Raw genomic sequence first — 8457 nt, 5'->3', positions numbered from 1 at the left:
CGACCGACGGTGACCCCAACCCCTACTGCGGCAGTTACTCCTACCCCAACACCGACCCCTACCGCCACCCCAACGCCTGTAGCCGGGCTGAAATGTAGCGTCCACTACGCCGTTAATCAGTGGCCAGGTGGCTTCACGGCCAACCTGACGGTGACCAATACGGGGACAACAACGATTAATGGCTGGACATTGACCTTTACCTTCCCCGGCAACCAGACGGTGACTCAGGGCTGGAATGGGGTTTTCTCGCAGCAAGGGAGCCAGGTGACGATTACGAACGCCAGCTACAACGGTTCGATTGCACCAGGCTCGTCGGTTTACCCGGGCTTCAATGGCACCTGGAGCGGCAGCAATCCATCACCAACAGCTTTCTATCTGAACGGAACTGCCTGTACAATCGTCTAGCGCCTCCGTTTCCTTCAATGGTCAGTCCGCCTGGCCGGAATCTGGCCGTACCCTGGTCTGGCTCCGCCGCGCGGACTCCGCTCTCCTAACGGAGCAGGCTCTTACCTGAGTCTGCTCCGCTCTTTGTTAGTTCGCTTCCTGATCAGCTGCTGGCCTCTCACCAAGCGTTGCCCGCTAAGGCTGCTGATGGCGCTCGATCACAAGAAGCCCTCCAAGGAGGTCCTCGCACCAGTAGCTGGCTCTCCCCTCAAGCTGCTCCAGACACCATTGTCCCCAAAACTGAAGTTTTGCAGCTGAGAAGACTTGACGGTGCCCATAGCAGATCTGAGCCTGCTCCTCATAGGGAACGACAATCAGGAGGCGATGACGGGTGACCTGGAGCAGCTGACGTAGCGCTAGCGGCAGCTGGCTCTCTTCCAGATGTTCCAGAAGGTGAATAGCGGTGACGGTATCAAACTGTCCCAGACGGAGAAAGGCCGGCAGGCAAAGGTCCTGCTGCTCAAAGCGCAGCTGAGCGGCCAGCCCCAAAGTCTCGGCCAGGAGCGCTGATAAGCGCAGGGCCTCAGCCCGTCGATCGACAGCGACGATCGGCCCCGGCAGGCAGTGACCACCTTTGGCCACGAGCAGCGGCCAGTAGGCACAGGCACAGCCAACATCGAGCAAGCTACTTCCCTGCAACAGAGAGAAGAGACGACGATAAATGGCCGCAAAGGAGGCGATGGTCTCGCTGTCCTCCGTGTTCTCAGTGCCGGTCGCCACACACGCAGGAGCCTGAGCAATCCGCTCACTGAGCTGGGTGAAGGTATTGAGAGCAAAAAGGCGCCAGGCCCGCAAGGGCCTTGCTGGCTCAAAGGAGACGACGAGAGCGTTCAGGGCAGCACTAAAGTCGGCTTCGTCCTGCAGCCAGCCAATACTCACCAGCTCCCGCTGAAGATAATCAACGAGCCGATTGTCGCTTTCCTGCTCGCTTAGCCAATGGGCAAGGAGCCGCTCCGCCGGAACAGGCTTCTCCAACGCCTTCGATCGCCAGGCGAGAAGAAAATGGAACGTTCGTCGGACGCTCCAGCCCTGACGCCACAGCTGCCGTTCGAGTAGCTCCCGCTCATGCTCGCCCTCCAGAGCCAGGACGCGCAGATTTCCTGCTCTGACGGCCTGGAGACGACGCGCTTTTCTACTTGACCGTCCTTCTCCCTCGCTTCTCTCTCTATCCCTGCTCTTGTCGATGGTCACCCCTCCCTCCTTGATTTCTGGCCCTACTCCTCTGAGAGGCCGCCTGTTGCTTTGCCTGCAGCCAGGCAATTGATTCTTTATAGAGAGAAATATTAGCTTAAATACTACAGTAGATCTTCGAAGATCAAGCGGAGATGGACTTGATTGGCTCACGGAAGTCTGGTATACTTAGCATATACTATCACAGATCCTCAGTACTCTGCTTCCAGTGTGAAGCACCGGGCGCTGAGAGCCTCAGCACGGGCCACTGAGGCTTTCTCTGCAGCGTACAAGTGCCAAGCCCGGAGCAGGCATAGGTCCTTTCTCCCATTCTTCTGAAGCTTTTGGCATCATCAGGGGCAGACTTCTGTCTCTGCCCGATAAGCTGAATGAGGCGAGCGAGCGAGCCAGCCAGCAGAAGAGGGAGGGGAGAAGGTACCTATCTCGGCCTGGCGCTGGTATTCAGCAAGCGCATCTGTGCGCATGGCAGACCGGTTCTGATGCCTGGCAAGCAGCCTGGGGCCCGTTCCTTTCCTTCACCACAGCGGTCTGGTTGACCACAGGCCACAGAGGAGGACCTTTCACGAAGCCGTCGACCATGAGTCGCAATGTCTGGCGTTCTGCCGGGCAGCCACATGTTGGCATACGCTGCACCCACCCCTGGGCAGCGTCGGCTCTCGCGCCCGGTCAGCTCAGCCGGCAAGCCGCTATTTCCCTTCAGGTTCGTATTGACTGATAGTCATGAGCAACCGGCAACGGTGAGCAAGCAGGTCTGGCATCGCAGCCAGACGAGCAGAGCAAGGCTGCTAGTAGGCGAGACTAGCGGCCAGAAAGGATGAGCTTATGGCGACCGCAACCTCGACGACGCAGGTACGCAATCGCTGGATCATTGTCATCGCTGCCATTGTCATGCAGCTCGCGCTCGGTTCCGTCTACGCCTGGAGCGTCTTCTCCTCCCAATTGCAAAAACTCTATGGCTGGGATAACACGCAGGCAACGCTGCCCTTCACGATCGCCATTCTTGTTCTAGGCATTGCCGCGGCCATCGGAGGCTTCTGGATGGACCGTGTCGGGCCGCGTATTGTGGGAACGACCGCTGCTGTCTGCTACGGATTAGGTGTTTTCCTGGCTGGCTTTACTGGCAATCAGCTAGTGCTCCTCTGCCTGGCCTATGGAGTGCTTGGGGGCCTGGGCATGGGGCTCGGCTATATTGTGCCCGTAGCGACCCTGGTCAAGTGGTTTCCTGATAAGCGTGGCATGGTGACCGGCCTGGCTGTCTTCGGTTTCGGCGGCGGGGCGGTGATCGTCTCGCAAGTAGGGCCTATCCTCATGAGCGCCTTCGGCGGAGGTGTCCAGGCCCACGGCATCGGTCCAGCCTTCATGACCCTCGGCATTATTTACCTGATCCTCATCGGCATCGCTTCCCAGTTCTACGCCAATCCTCCGGCGGGCTACCGTCCCGTTGGCTGGGTCCCCAGCGCCCAGGTAATCTCCCAGCGGGCCAGCCGCGACTTTAGTCTGGGCGAGGCGTTGACGCGCTGGCAGTGGTATGCGCTCTGGGGCATTCTGGCGCTTAACGTGACCGCCGGCATCGCCATGATCTCTCAGGCTAAACAAATCGCCCTGGGCGGCGGTGCTCCCGATGCCCTGGCCACGCTCTTTGTCAGCCTCATTTCTATCTTCAATGCCTGCGGACGCTTTGTCTGGGCCTGGCTCTCCGACCTGATCGGGCGCCGTCAGGTCTTCATGATCATGTTTGCCCTGCAGATCGTACTTTTCCTGCTGATGGCCGCCTTTATTAAGTCGTTCGCCATCATTCTAGTGCCGGCTCTGCTGGTAGCCCTCTGCTATGGCGGCGGCTTCGGTACCATGCCAGCCTTCACAGCGGACTACTTCGGCCCTAAAAATTCCGGCTCGATCTACGGTCTGATGCTGACTGCCTGGAGCGCCGGCGGCGTGCTCGGGCCGATTCTGATCGCCCAGGTCAAGGATCGCACCGGTGGCTACGTCGTGGCGCTCGTGGCTCTGGCCATCATTATGGCCCTGAGCTTCCTGCTGCCGCTCCTCACGCGCCCGCCACGCATCGAGGCCGCGGGCGAGGCAGCTCCGGCATAAGCTGGCTCTGCCCTGCAAAGGCAAGTGTTCCTCCATTGCTCCTGCCTCTGTACAGGCTTCGATCCTTGGCAGTAAGAGAGCGTCACTACGCTTTATCATGACAAGAGAAAGGGCGAGGCTATGGCTGCAAACAAGCTCATCGCACCGCATTTGTGGGCCAGTTGGAAGCCCTTTGGCCTGGGCGAGCGCAAGCCCCATCACTTCACTGAGATCGCGCGCACCTTCTGGCAGAATCGGCGCCATCCGCTCTACGCCTGGCGCATTCTGACACGCGGCTGCTGCGACGGCTGTGCTCTCGGCACCTACGGCATGCACGACTGGACGATGGACGGCATCCACCTGTGCACCATCCGCCTCAATCTTCTACAGCTCAATACAATGGGAGCGATGCCCTGGGAGCGGTTGACCGACGATTTAGAAAGCCTCAAGCAGCTCTCCAGTCCCCAATTGCGCCAGCTTGGTCGTCTTCCCTATCCGATGGTGCGACGTCGTGGTGAAAGCGGCTTCCGGCGCGTCTCCTGGGACGAGGCGCTCGATCTGATCGCCGAACGCATCCGCGTTACCCGTCCGGATCGCCTGGCCTTCTATCTGACCTCGCGCGGTATCACCAACGAGGTCTACTACGTCGCCCAGAAGGTGGCCCGCTTCCTGGGAACCAACAATATCGATAATGCCGCCCGCGTCTGTCATTCTCCCAGTACGGTCGCCCTCAAGCAGACGCTGGGCGTCGGTGCCTCCTCGGTCTCTTATAAAGACTGGATCGGCACCGATCTGCTGATACTACTTGGCAGTGATATTGCCAATAATCAGCCCGTAACAACCAAATACCTCTATTATGCCAAGAAGGCAGGCACACGGATCGCCGTGATCAACCCCTACAAGGAGCCGGGCCTGACGCGCTACTGGGTGCCCTCGGTCCCCGAGAGCGCCGTCATGGGTACTAGGCTGATGGACGACTTCTTCCAGGTCTCGACGGGTGGGGATATCGCCTTCCTCAACGGCACCCTCAAGTATCTGATCGAACAAGGCTGGGTTGATCACGACTTCATCGCCCGCCACACGGTGGGCTGGCCAGAGCTGCAAGCCGAGCTGGCCCAACAGGATTGGGAGACGCTAGAGCGCTACAGCGGCCTGCCGCGTGACGAGATGCGCCGCTTCGCCGAGGTGATCCACCAGGCGCGCAGCGGCATCCTGATCTGGAGCATGGGCCTGACTCAGCACACCTTCGGCGTCGACAATGTCAAGGCCGTGGTCAATCTGGCCCTCTCGCAGGGCTGGGTCGGCAAGGAGCACTGCGGCGTGGTGCCCATTCGCGGTCACAGCGGCGTCCAGGGCGGAGCCGAGGTTGGTGCTGTGCCCGACTTACTGCCAGGTGGGGCCTCTGTCAACAACCCTGCCGATGTCGAGCGCTTCAGCCAGCTCTGGGGCTTCGAGGTACCAGAGGGAACCGGGCTGCGCGCCGTCCAGATGATCGACGCCGCCTACGACGGCGATCTCGACGTGCTCTACTGCAGCGGCGGCAACTTCCTGGAGGTCCTGCCCGATCCAGACTATGTGCGCCAGGCTCTGGAGCGCATTCCGCTGCGTGTGCACCAGGACATCTTTGTGACCAGTCAGATGCTGGTTGATCCCGCGGATACAGTTGTGCTCTTACCCGCCCAAACGCGCTATGAGCAGCCAGGAGGCGGCACCGAGACCAGTACCGAGCGGCGCATTATCTTCACACCCGAGATTCCCGGGCCGCGCGTCGGAGAGGCGCGCTGCGAGTGGGAAATCTTCCAGGAGGTCGCCGCCCGTGTCTATCCGGAGCGCCGCGAGCGTATTGTCTTCCCCAATGCTCAGGCGATCCGCGAGGAGATTGCGCGCGTGATGCCGCTTTACGCGGGAATCGAGCGTCTGCGCCAGCCCGGCGATCAGGTGCAATACGGCGGGCGCGTTCTCTACCGCGATGGCCAGTTCAAGACTGTCGACGGCAAGGCCCATTTCTCTGTACTGCGCCCGCCTGAGTTGAACCTGCCCGAGGGACGCTTCATGCTCTCAACTCGTCGCGGCAAGCAGTTCAACAGTCTGATCTACGGCCAAAAGGACACCATGAGTGGGGCGCCGCGCGACAGCCTCTTTATCTCTGCCGAAGATGCTGCCGCCCTGGGCCTGCGACACGGCGATAGTGTGCTGGTCAAAAGCGACAATGGCCAGAGCATGCAGTGTCGTATCTTCATTGACGAGATCAAGCCGCGCAACGTGCAAGCCTTCTGGCCGGAATGCAATGTGCTGCTGCGCCGGCGTGTCTGTGATCCTGCCGCCGGCATGCCCGACTACAACGCTCTTGTCGAGATCGTGCCACTGGCGACGCCTGCCCTGGCCGCTGCAAGCAGCGTAAACCAGTGATTAGCCGCAGCTCATCTGCAGAACATCACCCGCTGATCTGCGCCAGGATCAGCGGGTCAGCAGCAATCAAGAGAGCAAGGCGGGCGGCTGCAACCCGCACAACAGGTCACAGCCGCCCGTTCTTCCTCCCGGGGACAGGAGGCAAAGGCGAGAGCCTCACGGCTCTCCAGGAAAGGGAGCCAGGGTCGGGTACCGCGGTGCTCAAAGGGAAGCAATCTGCTCAGTTGGCAGCCGCCCGTGTTCTCTCCTCTCGTCTACTCGCTTAGCGACAAGCATACTCCCTCAGAATGTCTTTGAGTGGTTCTCGCTGGATACACTGTTCAAAGCGGAACGACAGCAGCAGGCGATCAAGCTCGGCCTCGTTGAGACCAGCAAAGAGCGCGGCGAACTCCTCCAGCAGCGGCTCCGCCAACAGAATGTGACGCACCAGCCGACGAATCAGCCAGCCCGCCCCAAACGGAAAAGGAGCATAGTCAGGGAACTCACGCGCAAAGGTCTCCTCCAGAGGTTGCATAATATGTCGGATGTGAGTATCCAGCGTGCCCCAGGTATCGACGCCGAGGCGAGCTTTCTTCTCCAGGAAGGGGCGCAGCAGCTCGTTCCAGGGAGAATCGGGGGCGGTATAGACCAGGCCCTGAAGACCGATGTCCTTGTAGGTCCAGATGGACCAGCTCACTCCATAGCGCTGGTAGATCTCCAACTGATCGCGCAGCAACTGATAGCGCATGGCATCGGCCTCCGGCTCGCCAGGATAGACTGGGCCGAACTCGCCGATCCAGATCGGGCTGCCTTTCTCGCGCATGAAGGCTGTGCGCTTCAGAAAGACTTCTTCGACGACGCTGGCATCAAAGTACTGGCCATCGGTATAGCCCGGATAAGGACCACCGTGGATGAAGCCAGGCTCGGCGTAGTCATGGGCCGTAAAAACTGTATTGGGCCAGACCTCGTGGAACATGTGAAAATCTTGTGAATAGCGGTTCCCATCGAAGAAGATGATATGGTGAGGGTCGACCGCCCGAATAGCCTCGTAAAGACGGCGATAGAACGGCCCGATCAGCTCGCCCGTGGGATCGCCAGGCTCATTCATTGGATTGTAGCCCGCCACCCAGGGATGGTCACGATAGTGGCCGGCAAGCGCCTGCCAGAGATGGACCGCCCGGTCCTGGAAATGGCGATGCTTCCAGAACAGCGCCTTATGCGTCGGATTATCACTATGCCAGTCCTGGTTTTGGTAACCCGGCAGAGCGTGCAGATCGAGAATGGTATAAATCCCCTGCTCCGCACAGAGATTGACTACGCGGTCCAAATGCTGGAAACCCTCTTCCTTGATAACAAAGGGTTCCATATCAGACTCAAAGTGACGATAGTTAATCGGAATGCGCAGCAGATTCAGCCCGAGCGAAGCAATGAAGCGCGCATCTTCAGGACCAAAGAAGTACTCCAGGAAGCGGTCGAAGAAGAAGCGATATTTCTCGGGGCCGAGCACTTTGTATAAGGCTTCACGCTGCGCTTCCTCGTTGGCCGGATAGCCGGTAATGAAGTTTTCCATGTTCATCCAGCCACCCAGGCCAACGCCGCGCAAGATCACGGGCTGGCCCTCAGCGTTGACAATCTGTGACCCCTGCGTAGTGAGCATACCTGATGTCATGCTATCCTTTCTTATTCTCATGGTGATAGCGAGCCGGGTTGCACCAGCCGCCTGTCTATCTCATCGGCCTCCCCCGCCGTGCCACCTTCGCCCAGCAGCCCCGGCGAGCAAGGCGGCTGCTAGCATCACACCAGCCCTACAAGCGGCAACCCAGCCTTGCGGTCGCCGCTCATTTGTCTGTCAGGTCGCTTCAGCGGCTGAAACCAGCCAACAGGCCCGTTAACAGCTGCCGCCGACCAAAGATATAGAGCAAGAGCATTGGAACCGCCGAGAGGAAGACCGCCGCCATAATGGCTGGCACGTCGGCAGCATACTGTCCCTGGAAGCTCCACAAGGCGAGCGGCAAGACACGCACCTCTGGGCTTTGAGTCAAGACCAGAGGGAACAAGAACCCATTCCAGACCTGGATCGACTCGTAAATGGTCACCGTGATTAAGGCCGGGCGCGAGAGCGGAATGACCAGCCGCCAGAGAATCTGCAGATGGCTGGCCCCATCCAGGCGCATCGCCTCATGCAGCTCGGCAGGAATATCACGAATGAAGGTCACCAGTACCAGCACCGACAACGGCACCCCGAAGGCCACATAGGGCAGGATCAGGGCAAAGAGCGTATCATAGATGTGCATGCTACTGATGATGGCATAGATCGGAATGATCACGGCCTGCAAGGGGATCGCCAGGCCCAGCAGGAAC

Annotated in this window: 6 protein-coding genes; 3 read left to right on the top strand and 3 right to left on the bottom strand. The window is 59.7% G+C overall.

Features of this window, described 5'->3' with window-relative positions:
• Nucleotides 1-405: cellulose binding domain-containing protein (locus tag IRZ31_RS18080; RefSeq protein WP_297156216.1), on the top strand; the 405-nt coding region annotated here is incomplete at its 5' end.
• Nucleotides 406-579: 174 nt separating this feature from the next.
• On the opposite strand, the gene IRZ31_RS18075 is transcribed toward IRZ31_RS18080, so the two are convergent.
• The gene (locus IRZ31_RS18075) at nucleotides 580-1635 is read right to left on the bottom strand and encodes a class I SAM-dependent methyltransferase (RefSeq protein WP_297156214.1); all 1056 of its coding nucleotides are present in this window, start codon (nucleotides 1633-1635) and stop codon (nucleotides 580-582) included.
• Between the two features lie 822 nt (nucleotides 1636-2457).
• On the opposite strand from IRZ31_RS18075, the gene IRZ31_RS18070 reads away from it, so the two are divergent.
• Complete coding sequence (locus IRZ31_RS18070; protein ID WP_297156212.1) at nucleotides 2458-3729, top strand: OFA family MFS transporter; 1272 nt, start codon at nucleotides 2458-2460, stop codon at nucleotides 3727-3729.
• Nucleotides 3730-3849: 120 nt separating this feature from the next.
• Nucleotides 3850-6117, top strand: coding sequence for an FdhF/YdeP family oxidoreductase (locus tag IRZ31_RS18065; RefSeq protein ID WP_297156210.1), 2268 nt, complete (start codon nucleotides 3850-3852; stop codon nucleotides 6115-6117).
• Between the two features lie 262 nt (nucleotides 6118-6379).
• On the opposite strand, the gene IRZ31_RS18060 is transcribed toward IRZ31_RS18065, so the two are convergent.
• Complete coding sequence (locus IRZ31_RS18060; RefSeq protein WP_297156208.1) at nucleotides 6380-7765, bottom strand: glycoside hydrolase family 5 protein; 1386 nt, start codon at nucleotides 7763-7765, stop codon at nucleotides 6380-6382.
• A gap of 190 nt (nucleotides 7766-7955) precedes the next feature.
• A partial coding sequence (locus IRZ31_RS18055) for a carbohydrate ABC transporter permease (RefSeq protein WP_297156206.1) occupies nucleotides 7956-8457 on the bottom strand: 502 nt, incomplete at its 5' end.

Origin of the sequence: Thermogemmatispora sp. (assembly GCF_019683635.1) — a bacterium.
Classification (GTDB): domain Bacteria; phylum Chloroflexota; class Ktedonobacteria; order Ktedonobacterales; family Ktedonobacteraceae; genus Thermogemmatispora.
This window is presented reverse-complemented; position numbering and strand designations above follow the sequence as displayed.

Excerpts from the sequence above, each read along its gene's own strand:
- IRZ31_RS18070 (WP_297156212.1), top strand. The coding sequence starts at position 2,458 with ATGGCGACCGCAACCTCGACGACGCAGGTACGCAATCGCTGGATCATT.
- IRZ31_RS18065 (WP_297156210.1), top strand. The coding sequence starts at position 3,850 with ATGGCTGCAAACAAGCTCATCGCACCGCATTTGTGGGCCAGTTGGAAG.
- IRZ31_RS18060 (WP_297156208.1), bottom strand. The coding sequence starts at position 7,765 with ATGACATCAGGTATGCTCACTACGCAGGGGTCACAGATTGTCAACGCT.